Below are 20,675 nucleotides of genomic sequence, written 5' to 3' on the forward strand. Positions count from 1 at the left end.
TATCACTATATGCAATAAATCTACTCAGGCGATTTTTAACTGGAAAGTGCAATACAAATTAGTTTCTGAGTCTGCAGACAGCCAAATGGGTCAGCTTCAGATCGATTTTCTTTGCCGGTTCCATTTCGTTGTCTCCTTTGAAAAAACCATTCGAAGATGGCCCCTTTGTTCGGCGAACGTCTATATTTTGATATCAAAACGGCGCGCGGAGGCATCGATGACACAACATGGAAACGAGACATCCACGGAAAACAACATCTGGTTGCGCGGTGGTTTCATGATCCTGCTTGGCATACTCTACAGCTTGGCTGGGACGGTGTTGTTGGTGGTGGCGGTGCTACAGTTCATCTTTGTTTTGCTTGGCAGCGCGCCCAACACCAGGCTGCTCACCTTTGGTCGCAGCTTGGGAAGCTACGTTCAACAGATTGTTAACTTTCAATCCTTCAATACCGAGGAAAAGCCTTTTCCTTTCAACGATTGGCCGTCGTAACGTCGACCTGTATTACCACCGAATTCACTACTTCCCTCTCCCTAACCCTCTCCCGCAGGCGGGCGAGGGGACTTATATGCATGGGGAAGGAACTATTTTATTAACCATAGGTGGCGTACCACGATTATCTTTCACGACAATGCATAAATCTTGATAATTCCCTTAATGGGTATTATCATTCCCTATATGGGAACGACAAAAGCCAGTCTATCAGACGCCTTATTTACAAAAACACAGCAGCGCGTAGTCGGGCTGCTGTTCGGCAATCCGGACAGAAGTTACTACGCGAATGAAATCGTCCGCTTCGCAGGCGCTGGTACGGGTGCGGTTCAACGGGAACTGGAAAAGCTGACAGCAGCCGGGCTGCTTTCGGTAACGAAGATCGGCAACCAGAAGCACTACCAGGCTGATCGTCAATCGCCGATTTTCGAGGAGCTGCGCGGCATTGTCTTGAAAACTTTCGGCGTGGCAGATGTGCTGCGTGAGGCATTGGCCCCATTGCAAAACAGCATCCGCGCTGCTTTCATTTATGGATCGGTCGCCAAGGGCAGCGATACTGCACGTAGCGATATTGACGTGATGGTGATTGGTGAAAATTTGTCCTATGCCGATGTGTTTTCTTGCTTGGCTCAAACGGAAAGCCGAATCGGCCGTGCCATTAACCCGACTGTTTATAGTCCGGATGAATTCAAACGCAAACTTTTGGATGGCAGTGATTTTCTGTTACGGACACTGGAACAGCCGAAGATATATTTAATTGGAGCGGATGATGACCTCCCAAAACCTGGCGAACCTGGCAAAGACCGGCCAGCTTAAAGCGGAAGCACCAAGTCGGAAGGAATTCGAAGGCTTGGTACGTTCCGCCCGCGCTCGGCTGAAAGATGCGCATATAAAAACGCTATCTATCGAGAGCCGCTTCGATCTGGGCTACAACGCTTCCCATGCACTGGCACTGGCGGCCTTGCGCTGGCATGGCTACCGCTCGGAGAACCGTTACATTGTTTTTCAATGTCTGCAACATACGCTGGATTTTGCCCTGAGCATTGGCGGATATTGGCGCTGTGCCATGAGCGCCGCAACCTTGCGGAATACGAAGGACATCTGGAAATCGATGAACAACTGGTAAAGGATCTCGTTCAAGTGGCGGACTTGTTGCTGGAAAAAGTTTTTGCCTTGGTACCCCTGCCTTAGTGAAGCCGCCCCCTTTGGTTCATCACCAATCAAAAGGGGGCGGCTTCGGATTATTTTTCTTGAACAGATTCATTTCGTTGGCCATTTGGAAAAAATTTCGAAGCCGCCCCCTTTAGTTGCAACCCCCAACCACTGCCTCAGGCAGATTTTTCTTCCGCTCTTTTTCGCTCCAGAGATGCCCGAACCAGATTGATGTGCTCGCGCAGGGTATATCGGAGATGAGCATATGCAACGGGAATCGGGCGATTGTTGGCACGGTCTTCCATGCTTTCAATTTGCGCCAGAAAATTTGCGTAACGGGCGGGTTCATACTGGCTTTTAATCTCGTTTTCCAGCGCCGAGAGTTCTCCATACCACCGATAAATCCGTGAAGTAATGCGCCATCGATACAGGGCGGGAATGGCTCGCAGAATGGGGATGAGCACCAGTAACGGCAGGGCCATGACCAAGATGCGGTCTACCAGCACAGCTGCCCAGAATGGCAGGTAGCGCTGAAGGAAAGGCGGGCCGGATTTATAGTAACGTTCGGCGTCCTTGCTGATTTCAAACGTCACATCCTTAAATGCAGGAAACTCCTTTGCCTGCTGGAACATCCCTGCCTCGCCATGCACCTGGGACGTGGCTTGAGCCAAAAGGCTAACCAAAGCGGGATGGATATCGTTCCGCGCGACCAGATTGGCGGTAGCTGCGATCAGCGTTACATCCTGTTCGGGTATATCCCGCACCAGATCCACTGCGCCGCGCGGCAAGGTGACTTGCGAAAGAAAAGGGAAGCGTTTTACGTAAGCGCCGGCTTGTGCGAAGTGCATGAGGCGGACGCCGTCCATACTCAGCAGTTTGTGTACCACTGCCGAATCGGCTCCAGCAATAATAAAAGCGGCGTCCACCGTGCCTTGCCGGATGGCTTCTGCGACGGCATCCCCGGCAAGAGGGGCAAGGCTTTCGCCTTCTTTGTTCATGTCATTGGCGGCCAATATTTGCAATGCGAGTTTGCGCGTGCCGCTGCCTTCTGCGCCCCCCGCGAGTTTTTTACCCCGGAGTTGGGCTACCCGATCGAGAGGGGCTTTGCTCCTGTAGAACACCCACAAGGGCTCGTAGTACATGCTGCCCAGTGACATCAGATCTTTGCCGTCTTCAGCCGTGGCGGTTCCGCCCTGAATGAAACCAATGGTAATGTGGCTGCTGCTGTCTTTCAGGCGCTGCAGGTTTTCCAGCGCACCGGATGAAGTTCGCAGTTCCAGCGTTATGCCGTGACGGGCCAGAATTTCTTTATATTGTTTGGCATAGGCATGATACGCGCCACTCTCCGACCCGGTGGTCATGTAGAGCAGTTTGGGGGGCGCCGGTTGCACGAACATGGACGCAATCCAGAACAAGGCGATAATCAGCGCAAGGGCGGGCAAAGCAACGACGAGCATTTCCCTGAGCGATTTATTGCTAAATGGATTTTTCATACAGATTCCGTGATGAGCTGCCTGACTCAGGTGCTAAGGTATTCATAACTCCTGAGTTTTAAAAGTATTGCACTGTTTGGGATCCCCGCTTTCAATACCACGTTTAAACCATCGCACACGTTGTTCAGAAGTGCCGTGGGTAAACGTTTCAGGCACTGCGTAACCTCTGGCCTGTTTCTGCAATCTGTCATCACCGATGGCGGTGGCCGCAGTCAAGGCCTGTTCGATTTCCCCCGGTTCAATAATGTGTCTCATGGTGTTGGCACGGTTGCCCCATATCCCTGCATAACAATCGGCTTGCAGTTCGAGACGAACGGACAGCGAATTTGCTTTGGCCTTGCTGCCCGCTCGTTGCTGGGCAGCATGAACCTTATCCGAAGTGCCGAGTAATTTTTGCACATGGTGGCCCACCTCATGTGCGATCACGTAGGCTTCTGCAAATTCGCCCGGCGCATGAAAGCGTTCTTTCAGGTCGCGGTAGAAGGCGAGATCAATATAAACTTTCTGATCAAGCGAGCAATAAAACGGCCCCATGGCGGTGGCGCCGGTGCCGCATGCGGTCGGGGTTGAACCTGTAAACAGGACGAGTTTCGGAACTTTATATTCTTTGCCCGCTTCAGAAAAAACGCCTGTCCAGGTATCTTCGGTATCTGCCAGCACTTTTGAAACAAACGTCGCCATTTCATCGTTGGCTGGCGGTTTATGGGACTGCACCGACCGGGGTGAAGGCTGAGTACCATTTGAAAGCAGGCCAAGTACAGCAGATGGGTCTATCCCAAAGAAATAGCTGGCAACCAGTGCCAGCACGACGCCACCTATGCCCAACCTTCCTGAGCTGAAGCCGCCGCCGTCTGAGCCGCGCCGATCTTCTACATTGTCACTTAATCGTTCATCATCCAGACGCATAATTATCCTCGTAAAGAAATGATCGTGGTTACTGGTGCGGCTGACCGGCAGCCTTCAGCAGACTCGACAAATCATCTGGGGTTAGTGCCGCCGGTTGCGGCCCCTCTATTTTTCCCTGGGTCCAGTCCACCACCGCACTTGCACCCCATGCCACCAGGTAGGCGAGTACAACACCATTATGCCGCGAGTCATGCCCTTGGGGATGCCATGTTCATCGAAAACCCCATGAAACAAGGTCGCCCCCTTTGGTTCATGGGGTTTTCCAGGGATAGCGGCCCAGCATTCCGCTGCCTTGTTCCATGGTGGTCTTCTGTAGCAGCAGAACATTGAACAGAAGATGATGAACTGATGTGCCGACTTTTTCCCAGCCGGTAGTCAAGAAACCCACGTTGCCATATTGGCCGGGGATGTTTTCCGGTGGGTCTGCGCGTGTTCGGTCATCCTGCAGGTAGAGGTGGACTTCGACCGGCAGGGGTTTTTCCATTTCAAGCTGCACCAGAAGCAGCCCGTAGGCATTTTCAACGGCAAAACGCTGGCCGGCCACTTTGTTGAACCGTTCTTTTTCCGGGGTCATGTGGCCGTCGACGGCAAGCCCCTTGGGTGTGTCACCGCCATGAATGCGTAACCCGGGCAAGGCGGGATCGTCATTCCAGTCTATGCTGGTAAAGGTCTTTATGTCGGAAAAGAACCAACCCAAGGGGAAGGGAAAGTCGATGGTGGTGTCCATCTGAAAACCATTGGCGTAAGCCACGTAATCGACTGTCACTGAAGGGCTCTGCAAATAGCCGATGACGCGCACTGAATTGACTGTTCGTCGAATGATGCGTACATGGCCCTCTTTGACAGCGACGATGCGCGACACATAATCGTCCTGGGTACGGGTGAAGCCGATGTTGCCGAAGAGTTTTCCATGGTGGCGGATCTTCATGGTGTCGAGCAGGTTCGGGCTCCATTTACTTGCTTCGCCGGTATGCCATTGCAGGCTGCTGACCATGAAAGGGTGATCGCTTGAAAAGCCGATCCGGTAGGCATTGGTTTCAATGACATCACGGAGGGGATCGTAAGCTACATAGTACTTGCTTGGTGGGGTCGGCAGGTTTTGTGCGCTATTTGTTACCAGCAGATAGACCCACTTCTGCGCCCCGCTTTTCGGGTCAACCAGGGCAATTTCAACGGCGGGTTGCTGTGCGTATTGTTCAGGTATGAGTGTGATGCGCTCCCCCGCGTCGGCGGTCATGAATACACACTCGTCGGCAGCCCCGAGCATTGAGGTGTTAACGGTAACATTCCTGGCTAGTTCATAGCTGCCGTTGGCATCTTTTCGGTCGATCTGAAAGGGTATTGCTTCCAGCGCATTGCCATGCCGGGCTATCGCACGTATTTTTGCAGCGGGTACGCCCAGCAATGTTTTGACTTCGGCTCCGCGAACGATGACGGGATAGTACGGAGATGACAGCGAGACTTTGACGGTCATTTTCGGGATCGCAACGGTCTCGGCAGCGCGAGCCGGGGAGGCGCAGAGGGCTATTGCCAGCAAGACAATATTTGCACACCGGGGGAACGCATGAGGTGATGTTTTCATTTTTTCCTGGATTTTTACGCGCCGAATCGGATCAAACATAAAGTAGTTAGTCTGCGAAAGCAAAGGAATCAGCGGACCCCTTCAGTTTAATTCGTTTGTTCTAACGGTCCAGGTAGTCATTCAGGGTGATCTCTGGCGCCACTTTTGGGTGTGAATGGGTATGCTATTGCTTACCAGTAAAAAAGAAGCCGCCATCCGGCGGCTTCACTTCAACACGATTTATTGCGACTCTGGCCCTGAAGGTGGTTACTTTTTCTCGCTGGGCTGACTTTCAAGCGCCGCACCGGGAACGGTGAATCGACGATCTCCTGCCGGGCTCGCGTAGCGCGCGGAAAGTTTCCATGCATCACCCGACTTGCCCCAGACATCCACGATAAAAACATCGTGTCGCGCCCCCCGCTTCCACAAGTAGCTGACAACAGCGGCAGATCCATAGTCATGCACCGCCATTTGTTCAATCGGCGCTGCCGCTTGTCCGTGCGAGCGCCGCAACCACTCGGCGCGCGGCGTCGGAGTGCCCGGCATGGCGCCGCTACGCAGTTCGAAGTCATCAGCCAGCATTTTGTCGATTGCGGTTGTATCCCCCTTTTGCAGCGCTGCCATCAACTCGCTTTCCAGCGTGCTGAAGAGCTGCACCAGCCGCGTGACTGTTGGAATCCGCTGCTGCTGATCTCCGGCCGCCTGGGCCGGCGCCGACAGGCTGGCTATCAGTGTAAGCAGCGGAAGCAGGCGTGTTTTCATATCGCCCCTGGAAAGCCCATTGCTCAAGGATAAGACAAGGTGCAAGAACCGCCGTTGGCATTCACCCAGTTCTGCTGTATCAGGTAATCCATGCCGCCGAGTTTCATGTTGGCCTGTGCGCCATTGGGGGTGGTATAGGTGGCGCCGAACTTCCATGAACATTTATCGGCGTTTTCCATCCCCTGGCTATCGTACCAGGCGTTAAGATTAGGGTCTGTCACTGCTTCTGCCAATTCATGGGCAATAACGCTGGCCATGCCACCAGCGCCGGCATTCCCGCTTGGGCTGGTTGTCTGGGCAGAGCAGGCGCTGGGGCAGCGGTCCGGGTTGCCGACAAAGGAATATTTGATATTCGCTCCGGCGATGCTGCCATAGGTATGCCAACCGCAGTACTGGGTGCAAAAGCCGGAGGTCTCATTCACGTCAGCAGAAGTCAGCACGAAATAGACGGCATTCGTATCGCGAGGCAGCGCGCCCGAGCTGATTTGATTGGCAACGATGGTTTTTACGCTGGCATCAGTTAATGCCGCGCCTTGGGAATAGTTGTCCGTTGCAGCACCCATGAACTGGACAGCATTGGTCACATAACGCTTTTGGCCGTCGTAGTAGGTCGTGTTGATGCCGTAATAAGGCGAGCCACCAATCGAAGAGGCCAGGTTATTGAGGATGGAAGGGGCTGTATTCCCGCTCCAGTTTCCGTACCAGATATAGTAAACATTCGTGGTGCCAAGAATCAGCGGGCCATTGTGATAATTGATGCCATTTGTGTACTTGGTGGTTCTGCTCGGGCCCGCCTTACCATTTACCGGGCGTTGCCCCCATCCCTTCCCGCTGGGCATCAACTCAGTCGCATCGATGGGAGGCATTGATTCAACCGTCATGCCGCTTTCATCACGCGCCGCATCTGAAGGGCGATGGCCCCACCCCTTTCCGCTGGGCACCGGATCAGTCACATCGACGCGAGGCGTTGGCTCAACCGCCTTGCCCTTTCCATCGTGCACCACACCGGCCTGGGATGTTGCAACGAACATCACATTGATCACACATAGCAACAGCACAAGCTTGGTCTTGAAATACATAGTTGTTCCCCCCGTTTTTCTCTGATTGGCAGACTCAAGATTTTTTATAACTTCTAACTTGTAGCGCACCGCATTTGTCTGTCTTCTGCGATGAATGGCTCTGACTGATTTTTCTATCTAGATTAAATTTTAAGAGAAATCCCTGAAAATAATAAGCAATAATCATGCTTGTTGTGGGTTTTTACCATAAAACCTGTCACCAGCTTGGCTTTCATGGGTGCGCAGAAAAAGACTCGGGAGATTGAAGGCCAGGAAAATGTAAAGTTTTCCGTCTTGCTTGTTCGGGTGAGCCGGTTGCCATGGACGCCCCTGCACTCATGCCTCTACTCTCCAAGCCTGCATTTTCAGGCCATTCCGGAGCATCTGGCGGCACAATATGCTCTGCACCCAGTCAGAAAAATGGGGAATAAAGCGCTAATTTCAGGAACAATTGCCTGTAAAGATTGCCGACAAATATCAATGTTTTTCATAATCAGAAGCTTGAATGCCTAAAATTGGCATGGTGATGGCGCTACGATGGCCGCACCCTGATACACGAGAGTAGACTTGGCACGCCCGGCATCTGGCCGCTGATCCAGATGCCGGGCGTAACCGGCTCCAATAGCTCAGACTAGAAATTGATGCGCAATTCCCCGAACATCGCGTGAGCCCGATAACCCTCCCGTATTTCCCCCTGATATCGGAGTGAGGCCGTCATCCCATGCTGGTCGACGTAACTGAGCCCTGCTCCGAAGGTGGCACCGTTGCGTTTGACGTTCTTCCCTTGTAAGGCGAAGGAGGTACCTGGCGCCCCTGCATAGGCGGCAGTGATCACCCGGTTGTCGATGTCGAAATCGTGAGTCCAGGCAGCGTTCAACTCGGTGACGAGGTCTCCGTTGTGCCATTTCACGCTATGCAAAGCGCGCAAGCCCAACTCTGCACTCAGGCTATTCGTGCTTTTCGACCCCACCAGCATATCCACCCCTCCCGCCCCGGTTTCGCGGAAATTTTCTTCGTCGATCCGGGCATAGTTCAAGGTGGCGTACGGGCCTTGGCTCCATTCGCCCGATTGGGACATGAAGCCGCCTGACAAGGATGTCGCCAGGACATTGCCACCGTGATTGCTGACGGCTAGACGGTCGATACCTCCCACAACCACCCTGCGCTGCTGGTCGTAGTGGTTGCGGCCATAGGACAGAATTCCCTGCGCATAGGTGCCGTCCTTATTCCAGCTGCCATACAGCGACAGGTAACGCCCGTTGATGTCGCCATTTCCTCGTGCCGCGTCGAAATCAATATCCGTCAGGCTGTAACCCAGGGCGGCGCCGACCACCCAGTTGTCCCCAAATTCACGGTCATAGCCCAGGGTGATGCCAGCCGTCCGGTAGTCGAAACCGGTATAGCCATCAGCATCGCCCCCCTGATCCCCATTTTTGCCGAAGGCTTGGAGCCAGAGACCATGCTTGCCTGACAGCGTCTTCTCCCCGTCGAACAGGCTGGCAAGCGATTGGCTGTCTCCTCCATAAGCCAAGTGAACCGGCGCGAAACTGGATGCCCTGCTGCCGGATATCTGGTTACTCGCGCGCAACGCGCCGAGCCGGGTGAACAACTGTGCTGTCTGGGCTGCCGTAGCGACGGATGCGGCTCGGGTAAGGCCATCGAAGGATTCGGGACTGAGACTGGTGAATGCGGCGGCAAGGTCGGAGTGGGTGGCCAAGGACTGGATTTCAGCCAGCACGTCGGCAAGATCTCCGGTGGCACTGGAAGCAATCTTGTCCAGATGCAGCGCCACGGTTTTGCCTACAGGATGCATGGCGACCGAACCGAAACCGGCCACGAGAGTCTTCAACTGTACGGTGTCGGGCTGGTAGGCCAGGCTATAGTTGAGCAGTACCGAACGAGGCAATGTTTCGGTAGTGAACACGCCGCTGACGCCTTCGGCAGCTGTGAGGATACCGATCCCATAGGTGCCGGGTAGGAGCAGCCCGCGCCTGAAGATGCTGACCTCGGCCTCGCCAGAAAGTGTGGCCATGTTGGAGAAGGCGACATGGTCTGCGGCGAGGCTGCGGGTATCGACATCGACCCTGTATTTGCCCGAAGCGATTTGTTCCAGGCCGCCGATCACATTCGTGTTCTGCAGCGCACCGGCGCCGCCAGGCGAGAGGATGCCCGCATTGCTGAGCAGTTTGCCGTTACCCAGCACGACAGTCTCACCGCTGTTGAACTGGCCACCGGGCCGGTTGTTAAAGGCATTGCTGCCACCCCCCAGATCCACGTTGCCCGTGACGATGCCATAATTGTTCACCGTCTCGCTGCCGACCCCACCCACGATGGCCGTCTTGCTCAACGCCATAATCGTGCCGTTGTTGGTCAGGACATTAGCCGCCCCGTCGATGAAACGCACCCCGGCTCCCGAGGCGGAACCGCCGCGTACCCTGCCTCCGGCAACATCGATGCGGATGTTGTCTGCGCCATCGATGCCGATGCTTTGCGCGAGAATCCCGTCAGCATCGGCGCCGCCCACGATAATATTGCCATTAAGTTTGACCGTGACCTTACCACCGACGCCCAAATAGCTGACCCCGCCGGCGTCATCCAGTTTCTTGCCGCCGGCGCTTTGCGCAAACAGGCCGTGGGACGCATAGCCGTAAGTGATAATATCACCGGTGTGAGTGACATCGACCGTGCCGCCCGAACCATGGCCGCCGACGCTGCCGGCTAGACCGATGAGCGGCATGATCAGATCGGGCAAGGTGCTCAGGCTGCTGGCCATCCCGCCACCGCCACCCACGCTCTGCGCCAATATGCCGTAAGCGTCGGCGCCACGCGTGACGATGCCACCGGCGCTGGTCACGAACACTGCCCCGCCATTGCCCGCGCCGCCACCGCTTTGGCCAAAATCGAGCCCCAGGCCGATGTTCAGGGATTTCGACAGCGCCCGATCGACATTGCCTGCAATACCGCCACCACCTCCTACACTTTGCGCGAAGATGCCATGAGCCGCATCGCCATAAGTGTTGATCAGGGCATTGCTGTTGACACGTACTTCGCCACCGTTGCCAGCTGCACCGCCGGCACCGCCGATGGCAATCTTTCCGAATGCGCCCCCTACCGCCCTGCCCCCGGCATCTTCACCGCTGGCGAAGCTCTGGGCCTCGCCGCCTCCGCCACCGACGCTTTGCGCCAGGATGGCCGTGGCCCCGTAGCCATAGGTTGTGATGTTGCCGGCGTTGTCGACCTTTACGGAGTTACCGTGACCCTGGCTGCCGGCACTGCCCCCCACGGCGACAGAGAGATTGCGCAACTGCCCCTTGAGGAACTTCGTAATCACGTTACCTCCTCCTCCCGGGTCTTCCAGGAGCGTCGCCAGAAGCAGGTAATCATCGGCGGCCGTTCCGGTACCGAGAATGCCATCCCCACCGCTTCCACCGCCGCCGCCGATACTCTGGGCGTAAATACCGCGTGACAGAGCCCCCATGGTAACGATATTGCCATCGTTGATTGCATGAACTATGCCACCATCGTTGCCGTTGCCGCCATCGCCGCCGACGACGATCTGGGTTTTGACATTGGTGCCGGCGGTCTGGTCTTTCTCCAGCTTCGCGCTTCCGGCCTTGAACAGATAGTTGATGGCACGAGCGGAGCCCCCGCTCCCGCCGCCGCCGCCGATGCTTTGCGCCCGGATGCCGTCGGATATGTCACCGTAGGTCAGTATCGCGCCATGGTTGTCCACATCGACCTTGCCTCCCAAGTTCCCGCTTCCGCCATGGCCGCCAACCGAGAGGTTACCGTTGAAGCTGCGACCCTCATTGGCGGCGCCCAGGCCGACCGTCGCGGTGAAGCTGCCCCCCCCGGCACCTCCGCTGCCCCCCACGCTCTGGGCAAAGATGGCATGGGAGTCGTTTTCCCGCGTGGTAACCTTGCTTTCATTGGTTATGCTGACCACACCACCGATGTTGCCCGTGCCGCCGGAACCGCCGACGGCGATCGCGCTGTTCACATTCCAGGTGTCTTTCGCGCCACCGAAACCGGCACCCACCGAGACGCTGGTTCCACCCGTGCCACCGCCGCCACCGATACTCTGGGCGAAGATGCCGTAAGCATTGTAGGTCGCGTAACGCTCGATCAGGAGTGCCTCGGGTTGGTCAGGAAGTTCGGGAGGCAGCGGCGGTTCCGGCAATGGCGGAAGGTCCGACGCATTCAGTGCCAGCAGACCCGGCGTACCCATCGACAGCATGGTTACCTTGCTCGGAGGAACCAATCCAGTCTCGATCACGCCGGTATTCATCACGGTCACATTCTGGCCCTTGCCACCGGCGCCGCCAAAACCGCCCACTGAAACGGCCAGATCCTTGGCCTGAGCGCCAGCAAAGGAACCGGCAAAGGAGAAACCACCGTTGCCGCCGCCACCACCCAGGCTCTGGGCGACGATGCCGCTGGCGCTTGCGCCCTGGGCGTGGATAGCATTACTGTTGGACACATTCACGTTCCCGGCATCACCGCCGGCGCCGCCGAAACCGCCCACGCTGACGGACAGATCCTTGGTATTGGTGCCCTTGGCCAGCACGCCGGTGGCGCTGAAGCCGCCATTGCCACCGCCGCCACCGACGCTCTGGGCGACGATACCGTGCGCTTTCGCTCCGGTAGTGGTGATTTCACCGGCGTTGTCGACGGTCACCAGGCTGCTCTTGCCAGCGGCACCGCCAAAGCCCCCCACGGAGACGGCCAGGTTCGCGGCACCGTCATGTTTCCCGAGCGCGACGGCCAGACTGCCGCCGCCATCGCCTCCGCCCCCGCCGAGGCTTTGCGCGAACAGGCCATAGGCGGCTGTACCATCCGTGAACAGGGCGGCATCGTTTTCAAGATTGACGCTTCCCGCATCGCCCGCGGTGCCGCCGAAGCCGCCGACCGAGATCCCGACATTGGGCTTGCTGCCCGCACTGGCGCTGAGAGAGCCGCTGAACCCACCAGAACCACCTCCGCCCCCGATGCTCTGGGCCACGAGCGCGTGGGCGTCACCTGAGGTCGTGCTCACGCCGCCGTGGTTGACCAGATCCACGTGCCCACCATTGCCCCCCGTGCCGCCAAAGCCACCGACACTGGCATTCACGGTGAAACCCTCCGTCGTCACCCCACCGGAGAAACTGAAGCCGCCGGCTCCGCCGCCACCGCCCACGCTCTGGGCGATGACGCCAAAGGACCGCATGCCATAGGTGGTGACAGACTCGTCGTTGTGCACGCTGACCGAGCCAGCAGCGCCTCCATCACCCCCACCGCCACCGAGGCTCAAGCTGACGGAACCGGACTTCGCGCCGCTGCCGACGATGCTGAAGCCACCGGTGCCACCGCCGCCTCCCACACTCTGGGCGAACAGGCCGGCAGCCCCTGCGCCGTAGGTGTAGATCTTGCCGCTATTGGTGGCCGTCACCGCCTTGCCGTCACCCCCGCCACCAGCGAAGCCGCCGATACCCAAGCTGCCGGCACCGGTTCCAGCTCCACTGCCGGTGATACTGAAGCCGCCGTTGCCACCGCCGCCACCCACGCTCTGGGCGAGCAGGCCATAGGCATACTGGCCTTGGGTGACGATGCGCCCGGCATTGTCCACGGTGACGATATCCGCGTTGCCGCCACCCGCACCAAATCCGCCCAGGTTCAAGGTGCCCGCCCCGGTGCCCGCGCCGCTGCCGGCCAGACTGAAGCCGCCGTTCCCGCCGCCACCGCCTACACTCTGGGCGAACAGACCGACGGCACGGTCACCCTCGGTGTCGATCGCCCCGTCGTTGGTCACGTCAACACTCTTGCCATCACCGCCACCGGCCCCAAATCCGCCAATGCCCAAGCTGCCGGCCCCAGTGCCGGCGCCGCTGCCGGTGATGCTGAAGCCGCCGCTGCCACCGCCGCCGCCAACGCTCTGGGCCACCATGCCGTAGGCGTCTTCGCCGCGGGTGTGGAGGTTGCCGTAGTTATTCACCGTGACGATGGCAGCCTTCCCGCCGCCGTTGCCGGCACCACCCACACTGATGGTGGCCGCACCCGTGCCCGCGCCGGCGCCGGTGATGACGAAGCCGCCGCTACCGCCGCCACCCCCCACGCTCTGGGCGAACAGACCCACGGCGCGATTTCCCCAAGTATCAATTGCGCCATGGTTAATTACGTCCACATTTTCACTGTCGCCGGCATGACCGCCGGCGCCACCGACGCCGATGGCGGCGGCCCCCGTGCCGGCGCCAGCCGCAGCAATGCTGAATCCGCCGTTGCCGCCGCCGCCTCCCACGCTCTGGGCAAGCAGCCCGTGGGCATCGTCCCCTTTGGTGTCGATTCCGCCCTGGTTTTCGACATACACGGTTGCCGCCTTGCCACCGCTGCCGCCGACCCCACCGACGCCGAGCGTGAAAGCGCCAAGGCCAGCCCCTGAACCGGCGATACTGAATCCGCCGCTGCCGCCGCCGCCACCCACGCTCTGCGCCTGCAGCCCGATGGAGCGGTTGCCGCTAATCAGCTTACCAGTCAGATCGACGACGCCAGTCTCTATAGTTCCAAAATTGCGCACATCCACCGCCTTGCCATCCCCACCGCTCCCGCCCTTGCCACCGAAGTTGAAGGTAATGGCCACCCCATCGCTGGCCGCGCCGGATATGGCAAACCCACCCGTGCCGCCACCGCCGCCAATGCTCTCGGCGAAGACTCCATCGGCATCGTTGCCCTTGGTCACGATATGGCTGTGGCTGACCACGTTGACCAACCCGGAATCACCTCCGCCGCCAGCGGCGCCACCAACGCCAATGGAGAGAGAACCACCGACCCCGGCCGAAGCCGAGACGGCAAATCCGCCGTCACCCCCGCCACCCCCGATGCTTTGCGCGAAGATGCCATAGGAACGATCGCCGGACGTCAGAATTTGGCCAGAAAGGCTGTCGACGCTCACATTGTCACCCTTGCCACCCGCTGCCCCGCTGCCGCCAATCGCCAGACTGACGAAGGCACCCACCGCGACACTGTTCCCACCCTTGCCGCCCCCGCCGCCCACGCTCTGGGCAAAGACGGCGCTGGCATCAGCCGCGGCAGTCTGAAGCTTCGTGCCGCTGTTGTTCACCACGACCTGACCCGCGTTGCCGCCGCCACCGCCCGTGCCGCCGATAGAGAACCAGCCCGTGCTTGAGCCACCGCTGCCACCCCCGCCACCGATGCTCTGCGCGAAGATGGCGTTGGCACCGATGCTTGCCGTATCGATCACGCCGCTGTTGGTAACGGTCACGTTCCCGCCGTCGCTGGTGCCGCTGCCACCTCCGCCCACGGCGACCAACCCCGCTGAATTGCCGCCATCGCCGCCGCCCCCGCCGACGCTTTGCGCGTAGATACCGCGGGCACTTTCGCCGTAAGTCTGGATCAGGCCGGCGTTGTCGACCTCGACTGTGCCGCCGAAACCGCCGGCCGCACCGCTGCCGCCTACGCCCACGATGCCGGCTCCCCCGCCGCCGGCCCCGCCGCCGCCGCCGACGCTCTGCGCGTACACGGCGTGGGCACCTGTGCCGTGGGTGATGACCTCGCCGCCGCTTAGGTTGGCGACTGAGACCGTGCCGCCGCTGCCGGCGCTGCTGCCATTGCCGCCGCGTGAATAGAAGATGCTGCCGCCACTGCCACCGCTGCCGCCGAATCCGCCCACACTCTGGGCGAAAAGGCCGTAGGCATCGCTGCCCCAGGTCGTGATCGCACCTCCGCTGATCAGCGTGACGGGGCCACCGTCGGTGGCCTGGCCACCCGGAGCCGGAGCGCCCGCCAGCCAGCCACCGCTGCCACCGGTGCCGGCGTTGCCGCCCATGCTCTTCGCCCAGATGCCGTGTGCATTGTTACCCCGGGTCGTGATATCCCAGTTGCCATCGACGTACACAGTGCCACCTTTGCCGCCAAAACCGCCAGCTCCACCACCAGTCACGTCGGCGCCATCGCCACCGTTGCCGCCGTTGCCTCCTTCACTCAACGCGAGAATCCCGCTGGTGTAATGGCCATAGGTATTGATGACGGCGTTGCCGAATACTTCCACTAGGCCGCCGTCACCGCCGGTGCCGCCGCGCCGGCCATAGTAATAAGTGCCACCGTTGCCGCCGCGCCCGCCGTTACCGCCCGAACTTATGGCGAAAACACCGATGCTGGCCTTATTCATCTGTTCAATCTGCTTGTAGTACTGATCAAGCGGATCAAACGGGTTGAACGGAATGAGCGGATTTATCGAAATGAAATTCGGTAGAAATTCGGTGGTGATGTTCCCGTCGACATGAACGGTCACGTGACCGCCCGAGTTGCCATCGCCACCTTGGGTGGGTTTTTTGGAACCAAAGGACCAGAAACCGCCACCATTCTTCCCGTTAGCGCCCACTCTGCCCTGGCTCTCCGCAAATACGCCATGGGAAGACGCGCCCGTGGTGGTGATCGTTCCCGCACGGTGATAAACCTCAACACTGTTGCCGGAGCCACCAGCCCCCTTGGCCTCGTCGACCAGCCCCGCCACGTAGCTATTGAGATCGGGCAATGCCTTGCCATCTGTCTGCGGCTTTGCGCTATCTCCGAAATCCTCGAAAAAGGCCGACTTCACGACTGCCAGGCCGCTATCTGTCCTGGTCACCTGGGCGATCAACTCGCCTTGCACGCCGCTGCGTTTCAGGACGTTATTCCGATATCCGTCCAGGACATAGTTCACGGAGACGATGCGCGATCCGCCGACGGCCAGATCGTTAAAGCCCGTGCCCGGGTCGAAGCTGACGGTGCCATCCTGGCTGATCGTGAAGCTCCCGGCTTCGCCGGCATAACCGTCGAAGATCTTCAATCCATCCGCCCCTTCATGAACCACCGCTATCCGCGCGCTCACCGAAGTATTCAGGCCCCCTTCAGTGCCATCCGGTTTTTTCACCGAGGTCACCTTGAAACTGATGCCGGCATCGGAGAAGCTTTCCAGCGCGGTGATGACCGAGCCTGGGTAGCCAGTGGTATTGCTTTTAGCATAAATGCCATGAGCGTTCGTACCACCGGTAGTGATGTCGCTATAGCTATCGACTCGCACGACACCACCGGAAACCCCGGGATTGCCGGGGATGGGAATGTTCAGCAACGGGTCGTTCTGAGGGCTGGGCGGCGATCCCTGGCTCGACACGGCAATGCCCGGGGCCTGCTGCGTTTCAATGCTGACATTGACCTGACTGCTACCGCTGTTGATGATGAGATCCGAACCGCCATCGCTGTTCAGGCGTATCCCTGATGTTCCCGACAAAGGATGAATCGGACCCGACAGGTTGTAGACATTCAGAGTACTCGGCGGCGCGGTGATGTTTATTCCCGCCGATTGATTGCCCTGGCAATCGCCACCGGGACAAGCATCTGGCCCGGAAATCGCCACTTGGGGGAGTGCTGCAAGAAGGAATAGGAGTTTTGTGATCAGATACCGCTGATCTGGTGTGAGAGTAAACATGGCGACGCCTTCCAGTTTAAAATTTCGGCGATTCCAAAACTTTAAATACTCTTGTCACCGCAATATTTGGATGCCGTTATCTTTTTATAGCCCACCAATCATTAAATACAACGCTAATCCACATTGACACCGTAGATAGACCAACTGCTTAGTGGTAAAAGAGGAAAACAATCTGAAGATCAATCACCAAAATCAGAACCATCACACAGAGCTTCATCTCGCTTTATTCAGTGTTTGGCACGCCGAATCCGGTTGGTGCGGTAGCCCACCGTGATCACCTCGTTTTGCAAGTCAAGCACGGCGTACATATCCGCCCAGCGGTCGATCTGCTTTGGCGGCAGCGATTTGGACAGTGCGGCCTTCCCCACGCTGCTGAAATACACCACCCGACTGCCGTGAGGCGCATGCTCGATCCGGCCATAGGCGAACAGCGTTTCCAGGGCCTGGGGCGGGATGCCACGGCGCTTCATGCTCATTCTGGCGTGGCTGCTGACGATGCCTAGTTTCATTTTTTTCTCCTTGCTCAATGCTACGGTGTCAAAACAGGCTTGCGGTGTAAGCCTTTTCGGATAGCCCGGCTTTGAGGGTTTTGCGCATCCGGCTGATCTGCTTGTCCATCTGGCGCAGCGTAGCCGGGCGCACGGTGGTTTTTCCTTCCGCTGCCGCACGGTTGCAGATCCGGCGTATCGCCATCATCAGTTTCAGTCCGTTATGGTTTTCCATTTCCATGCCCTTTCAAGTCAAGTTGTGCAGTTTTTCAGATAGGTGCTCTCGTTCTTTCATGCATTGTGAGGTATAGTGTGGCTCACAGAATGAGCCACTAGAAATTCATTTCAGGAAATTTCATGGACCGCACGGAACGCTTCTATCGCATCGACCAGCTGCTGAATGAACGCAGGATTGTTCCCATTGAGGTTTTTCTTGGCGAACTGGAAATTTCACGCGCCACGTTCAAGCGCGATATCGAATACCTGCGGGACAGGCTGAATGCGCCCATCGTCTGGGACCGGGAAGCCGGGGGATACCGCTTCGACAAGCCGATGGCCGGGAATAAGTACGAGCTGCCCGGCCTGTGGTTCAATGCTTCGGAAATTCATGCGCTGCTGACCATGCAGCACCTGCTGCAGAACTTGGGGCCGGGACTGCTTTCTCCCCATGTTGACCCGCTGCTCACCCGCTTGAAACTGCTGCTGGAGTCGGCCGATATCCCGATGGATTCGGTCGAAAAGCGCATCCGCATCCTGCGCGTCAACGCCCGCTCCTACGAACCCGAACATTTCTCCCCGATCGCGACTGCCGTCCTCCAGCGCAAGAAGCTGGAGATCAGCTACTACACCCGCAGCCGGGACGAAACACAGGATCGGCTGCTGTCGCCCCAACGTCTGACGCATTACCGGGACAACTGGTATCTGGATGCCTGGTGCCACCTGCGCAACGGCATCCGCAGCTTTTCGCTTGACGCCATCCGCAAGGTGCGGCTGATCAACGAGCAGGCGCTGGATGTCAGCGAACAGGAGCTCGATGAGATATTAGGCACTGGCTATGGGATTTTCTCCGGCAAGGAGGTGAAGTGGGCGGAACTGCGTTTCACGCCGCAACGTGCGCGCTGGGTGAGCCGAGAAGCCTGGCACCCGGAGCAGAAATCGCACTTCGACGATCAGGGCCGCTATTGTTTAAGCGTGCCATACAGCGACGACCGAGAACTGGTGATGGATATCCTGAAATTCGGCCCGGAGGTGGAAGTGCTGGGGCCTGATACGCTACGCCGCAGGATCATCGATCTGGTCAACCAGACAGCCGGTATTTACGGCGGCACAGGCTCAAGCCGTGCTAGGATAGAGCATCAATAAACGACAGGAAATGCCACCATGAAAAAACTGACCGTCCGCATCCATGCAGAGCTGGAAATTCCGGACGACTGGGAGGTTGTCGAACACAAGTCGGGCATACAGGCGCTGAAAATCGGCGATCGGTTCATCGATTTCGACATCGTGCCGCTGGCAACCGAGGAAAATGACATGGATGCGACCTGGACCGACGAGGACGAGGAATTGACCAACGATATCCTCATGACCGTGACCGGGCTGGATACCACGCTGGAAACCGGCTGATCAGCCGGCAGGGCTGGCCGGCCGAAGCTTAGAGACGCCTAAAGATGCTTCAAGCCTTCCCAATCGGTTAAGACCGACTCATCCTGAGTTTCCGTAACAACCTGGGTGTGACTTTTGCCCATTAATGCCTCCCATTCTTCCAAAGAACCTTCAGCCACTTCTGGCTGCCGTTTCTCGGTGGAAAGGCGACGCTCCTTCCAGCCAGGAGGTGGGCCTGATTCTTTGTTTCGCCGGCTTTTAGCACGCCGGTCTTCCCCATTTCCTGGCTTGGTGTTTTTATTGCTCATCACATATCCATGTATCCACTAAAGGCATTCACTATTTATTACGAAGCCCGCCAATTGTCAAATACGCCCTACCAGGTCAGCCCTTGATTGATACATCAGGAAAGCCGCTTTTGAAGCTGCGGAAGCCAAGGCATCGCGGACCCTGACTATGCTACAGCAGCCATGCGCCGCGCGAGCTCGGAGTCACGGCTTTTAATGAAATTCATGAGTTTCTGCGGGTAGTCGGCAGCTACCGCATTCCTGACTGAAGGGCGCATCGCCAGGGCTTGCCGCCATGCGCGCACCTTGGGCGTGTTGGCAAATACACCAAAGTCGGCAATACCGTCATACACGTCGAAATAGCGGAAGATCGGGCCAAAAGCCGCATCGACCAGCGAGAAGTTCTTGCCGGCGAAATAAGGCCCTTCCTGCAAAACATTTTCAATCATTTCGAACCGGGATTGCAGCTCCTTGCGCTTTTCCTCGAAGACTTCCGCGTCTTTTGTGGTATTGAACTCCCAGATCGTGCCCAGGAGCACCGAGCCGAACTCGATCCATGCACGGTGCTGCGCGCGCTTCAGCGGATCTTCAGGATGCAGGCGCGGAGCAATCGTTTCGTCCAGGTATTCGCAGATGACGGCGGATTCGAAAATGACCTCGTCGTCGACCTGAAGCAGCGGCACCTTGCCGAGCGGAGAAATTTTGCCAAACCAGTCCGGCTTGTTGTTGAAGTCGATATTGGTGCGCTCATACGGGGCGTTCTTTTCGATTAGCGCGATGGCTGCACGTTGTGCATACGGGCAAATTTCATGGCTTACCAGATGTAATTTCGGCATGACCTTAATCTCCTGTCAGGGTTGGCGGCAACTCGCCTAAACAAAAGCACGGTTGCTCAGTAATATTAAAATATTCATGTCAGGCGGATTGCTCAGGGGTCGCCTTCTCGGTCGCACCATCCCCTTCAAGATCTTGAACGCCGGGCACCCGGAAGATGCCCTGCAGCTTCAGCAGTTCATCGCGGTGCAGGCGAGCGAGCTTCTCCACTGTTTTTTCACCCTTAGGGGTGAGATGCACTTCCACCTCGCGCCGGTCCACCTTGCCTTGCTCACGGTATACCAAGTCCAGTTTCTCGCAGCGCGACACCAGGGAAACAACACCGTGATGATGTGACTGCAGCCGTTCGGCCAGTTCTCCGATGGTCGCCCATTCCCGGCCCTGATAGCCTTTGATGTGGAGTAGCAGGAGGTATTGAAGATGGGTAATGCCATCGCCGTGTGTCACCTCCTCGCTGAAGCGCAGGAAACGGCGCAGCTGGTACCTGAAATGGGAGAGGGTTTCAAATTCTCTCTTGCTGAGAACGTCTTTAGCCATAAGGTAATACTACCCGTTTTATTAACACCCACAAAATAGCATGTT

At 57.8% G+C, this 20,675-nt stretch carries 16 protein-coding genes; 5 read left to right on the forward strand and 11 right to left on the reverse strand.

Going from position 1 to position 20,675, the window contains the following annotated elements; all coding sequences use genetic code 11:
- Window positions 1–217: 217 nt before the first annotated feature.
- The 3 genes from SCT_RS07485 (at window position 218) to SCT_RS17655 (ending at window position 1,616) form a co-directional block, all read left to right on the forward strand.
- Window positions 218–490: a DUF4389 domain-containing protein gene (locus SCT_RS07485; protein WP_059421107.1), complete on the forward strand. Its 273-nt coding sequence runs from the start codon at window positions 218–220 to the stop codon at window positions 488–490.
- 165 nt (window positions 491–655) lie between these two features.
- Complete coding sequence (locus SCT_RS07490) at window positions 656–1,306, forward strand: nucleotidyltransferase domain-containing protein (protein WP_059421109.1); 651 nt, start codon at window positions 656–658, stop codon at window positions 1,304–1,306.
- Window positions 1,260–1,616, forward strand: a complete 357-nt coding sequence (locus SCT_RS17655; protein ID WP_237759626.1) for a hypothetical protein — start codon at window positions 1,260–1,262, stop codon at window positions 1,614–1,616. Before SCT_RS07490 ends, SCT_RS17655 begins: the two co-directional genes overlap by 47 nt.
- A 202-nt stretch (window positions 1,617–1,818) precedes the next feature.
- Here the strand turns inward: SCT_RS17655 and SCT_RS07500 are convergent, their stop codons facing one another.
- From SCT_RS07500 to SCT_RS07535, 8 genes are all read right to left on the reverse strand, one after another.
- A complete protein-coding gene (locus SCT_RS07500) occupies window positions 1,819–3,135 on the reverse strand; it encodes a TAXI family TRAP transporter solute-binding subunit (protein ID WP_059421110.1) in 1,317 nt (438 codons plus the stop codon).
- A gap of 42 nt (window positions 3,136–3,177) precedes the next feature.
- A complete protein-coding gene (locus tag SCT_RS07505) occupies window positions 3,178–4,041 on the reverse strand; it encodes a neutral zinc metallopeptidase (RefSeq protein WP_059421112.1) in 864 nt (287 codons plus the stop codon).
- A 250-nt stretch (window positions 4,042–4,291) separates the two neighbouring features.
- The gene (locus tag SCT_RS07510; RefSeq protein ID WP_059421115.1) at window positions 4,292–5,515 is read right to left on the reverse strand and encodes a hypothetical protein; all 1,224 of its coding nucleotides are present in this window, start codon (window positions 5,513–5,515) and stop codon (window positions 4,292–4,294) included.
- A 354-nt stretch (window positions 5,516–5,869) separates the two neighbouring features.
- Complete coding sequence (locus SCT_RS07515; RefSeq protein ID WP_059421116.1) at window positions 5,870–6,364, reverse strand: nuclear transport factor 2 family protein; 495 nt, start codon at window positions 6,362–6,364, stop codon at window positions 5,870–5,872.
- Window positions 6,365–6,387: 23 nt separating this feature from the next.
- The gene (locus SCT_RS07520; RefSeq protein WP_059421118.1) at window positions 6,388–7,443 is read right to left on the reverse strand and encodes a hypothetical protein; all 1,056 of its coding nucleotides are present in this window, start codon (window positions 7,441–7,443) and stop codon (window positions 6,388–6,390) included.
- A gap of 610 nt (window positions 7,444–8,053) precedes the next feature.
- Window positions 8,054–16,882: an autotransporter outer membrane beta-barrel domain-containing protein gene (locus SCT_RS07525; RefSeq protein ID WP_059421121.1), complete on the reverse strand. Its 8,829-nt coding sequence runs from the start codon at window positions 16,880–16,882 to the stop codon at window positions 8,054–8,056.
- A 227-nt stretch (window positions 16,883–17,109) separates the two neighbouring features.
- Window positions 17,110–17,391 carry a hypothetical protein gene (locus SCT_RS07530; protein ID WP_059421124.1) on the reverse strand — a complete coding sequence of 94 codons (282 nt, stop codon included), beginning with the start codon at window positions 17,389–17,391 and terminating at the stop codon, window positions 17,110–17,112.
- A 28-nt stretch (window positions 17,392–17,419) separates the two neighbouring features.
- A complete protein-coding gene (locus tag SCT_RS07535) occupies window positions 17,420–17,611 on the reverse strand; it encodes a hypothetical protein (RefSeq protein ID WP_059421125.1) in 192 nt (63 codons plus the stop codon).
- Between the two features lie 116 nt (window positions 17,612–17,727).
- Here SCT_RS07535 and SCT_RS07540 point away from each other — a divergent pair, with 116 nt between their 5' ends.
- Both SCT_RS07540 and SCT_RS07545 read left to right on the forward strand, forming a co-directional pair.
- Window positions 17,728–18,732 (forward strand): YafY family protein, encoded by a 1,005-nt coding sequence (locus SCT_RS07540; protein WP_059421127.1) that lies wholly within the window; start codon window positions 17,728–17,730, stop codon window positions 18,730–18,732.
- An 18-nt stretch (window positions 18,733–18,750) separates the two neighbouring features.
- Entirely contained in the window at window positions 18,751–18,993 is a 243-nt protein-coding gene (locus SCT_RS07545; protein WP_059421129.1) for a hypothetical protein, read from the forward strand.
- A gap of 38 nt (window positions 18,994–19,031) precedes the next feature.
- Here SCT_RS07545 and SCT_RS17095 read toward each other — a convergent pair whose 3' ends face one another.
- The 3 genes from SCT_RS17095 to SCT_RS07555 all read right to left on the reverse strand — a co-directional run bounded on the left by SCT_RS17095 (window position 19,032) and on the right by SCT_RS07555 (window position 20,630).
- Entirely contained in the window at window positions 19,032–19,280 is a 249-nt protein-coding gene (locus tag SCT_RS17095) for a hypothetical protein (protein ID WP_144408247.1), read from the reverse strand.
- 146 nt (window positions 19,281–19,426) lie between these two features.
- Complete coding sequence (locus SCT_RS07550; RefSeq protein WP_009206214.1) at window positions 19,427–20,095, reverse strand: glutathione S-transferase family protein; 669 nt, start codon at window positions 20,093–20,095, stop codon at window positions 19,427–19,429.
- Window positions 20,096–20,174: 79 nt separating this feature from the next.
- Window positions 20,175–20,630 carry a MarR family winged helix-turn-helix transcriptional regulator gene (locus SCT_RS07555; protein ID WP_059421134.1) on the reverse strand — a complete coding sequence of 152 codons (456 nt, stop codon included), beginning with the start codon at window positions 20,628–20,630 and terminating at the stop codon, window positions 20,175–20,177.
- Window positions 20,631–20,675: the final 45 nt, after the last annotated feature.

The organism is Sulfuricella sp. T08, assembly GCF_000971475.1.
In the GTDB taxonomy this organism is placed as follows: Bacteria; Pseudomonadota; Gammaproteobacteria; order Burkholderiales; family Sulfuricellaceae; genus Sulfuricella.

What these genes read in the sequence shown, in the direction of transcription:
- SCT_RS07485 (WP_059421107.1), top strand. Translation starts at nt 218, where the DNA reads ATGACACAACATGGAAACGAGACATCCACGGAAAACAACATCTGGTTG.
- SCT_RS07490 (WP_059421109.1), top strand. Translation starts at nt 656, where the DNA reads ATGGGTATTATCATTCCCTATATGGGAACGACAAAAGCCAGTCTATCA.
- SCT_RS17655 (WP_237759626.1), top strand. Translation starts at nt 1,260, where the DNA reads ATGACCTCCCAAAACCTGGCGAACCTGGCAAAGACCGGCCAGCTTAAA.
- SCT_RS07500 (WP_059421110.1), bottom strand. Translation starts at nt 3,135, where the DNA reads ATGAAAAATCCATTTAGCAATAAATCGCTCAGGGAAATGCTCGTCGTT.
- SCT_RS07505 (WP_059421112.1), bottom strand. Translation starts at nt 4,041, where the DNA reads ATGCGTCTGGATGATGAACGATTAAGTGACAATGTAGAAGATCGGCGC.
- SCT_RS07510 (WP_059421115.1), bottom strand. Translation starts at nt 5,515, where the DNA reads ATGACCGTCAAAGTCTCGCTGTCATCTCCGTACTATCCCGTCATCGTT.
- SCT_RS07515 (WP_059421116.1), bottom strand. Translation starts at nt 6,364, where the DNA reads ATGAAAACACGCCTGCTTCCGCTGCTTACACTGATAGCCAGCCTGTCG.
- SCT_RS07520 (WP_059421118.1), bottom strand. Translation starts at nt 7,443, where the DNA reads ATGTATTTCAAGACCAAGCTTGTGCTGTTGCTATGTGTGATCAATGTG.
- SCT_RS07525 (WP_059421121.1), bottom strand. Translation starts at nt 16,882, where the DNA reads ATGTTTACTCTCACACCAGATCAGCGGTATCTGATCACAAAACTCCTA.
- SCT_RS07530 (WP_059421124.1), bottom strand. Translation starts at nt 17,391, where the DNA reads ATGAAACTAGGCATCGTCAGCAGCCACGCCAGAATGAGCATGAAGCGC.
- SCT_RS07535 (WP_059421125.1), bottom strand. Translation starts at nt 17,611, where the DNA reads ATGGAAATGGAAAACCATAACGGACTGAAACTGATGATGGCGATACGC.
- SCT_RS07540 (WP_059421127.1), top strand. Translation starts at nt 17,728, where the DNA reads ATGGACCGCACGGAACGCTTCTATCGCATCGACCAGCTGCTGAATGAA.
- SCT_RS07545 (WP_059421129.1), top strand. Translation starts at nt 18,751, where the DNA reads ATGAAAAAACTGACCGTCCGCATCCATGCAGAGCTGGAAATTCCGGAC.
- SCT_RS17095 (WP_144408247.1), bottom strand. Translation starts at nt 19,280, where the DNA reads ATGAGCAATAAAAACACCAAGCCAGGAAATGGGGAAGACCGGCGTGCT.
- SCT_RS07550 (WP_009206214.1), bottom strand. Translation starts at nt 20,095, where the DNA reads ATGCCGAAATTACATCTGGTAAGCCATGAAATTTGCCCGTATGCACAA.
- SCT_RS07555 (WP_059421134.1), bottom strand. Translation starts at nt 20,630, where the DNA reads ATGGCTAAAGACGTTCTCAGCAAGAGAGAATTTGAAACCCTCTCCCAT.